A 377-nucleotide genomic window follows, 5' to 3' on the forward strand; every position below is an offset into this window, starting at 1 on the left:
CGGTCACCTCGTCAGCGACTGTCTGCCCGAACGAGGTGAGTTTGAACAGACTCCCGTCCTGCACGAGTACGTCTCTGGACTCGAGACCACGGACGATGCGGTGAATCGTCGTTCGTGAGACGTCCAGTTCCCTCATCAACTCGGAGCGTTCCAGTGGGCCTTCCCGAAGTGTCGCGAGTGCATCTGCTCGCTTCAACGCCTCGATTGGAAGATTTTCGTCATTCGACCCACTGGCTCCCATTGAGAGTGACAATTCGCGTATGTGTACATAATTGTTCGGACAACTATCCGGGCCGTTCGGACAAAAAATCCGGCAGTCTGACGTCGCAACCGGCGGCCGAGCGCGAATTTAATTATACTCAAATGACATTTATTCC

1 protein-coding gene is annotated in these 377 nt (G+C 54.1%); it reads right to left on the reverse strand.

The features are described from left to right. Nucleotides 1-241 (reverse strand): helix-turn-helix domain-containing protein (locus AUR66_RS13785; protein WP_157533128.1); only part of this gene is annotated, 241 nt, incomplete at its 3' end. Between the last annotated feature and the right edge of the window lie 136 nt (nucleotides 242-377).

This window comes from Haloferax profundi (assembly GCF_001469865.1).
Lineage (GTDB): Archaea > Halobacteriota > Halobacteria > Halobacteriales > Haloferacaceae > Haloferax > Haloferax profundi.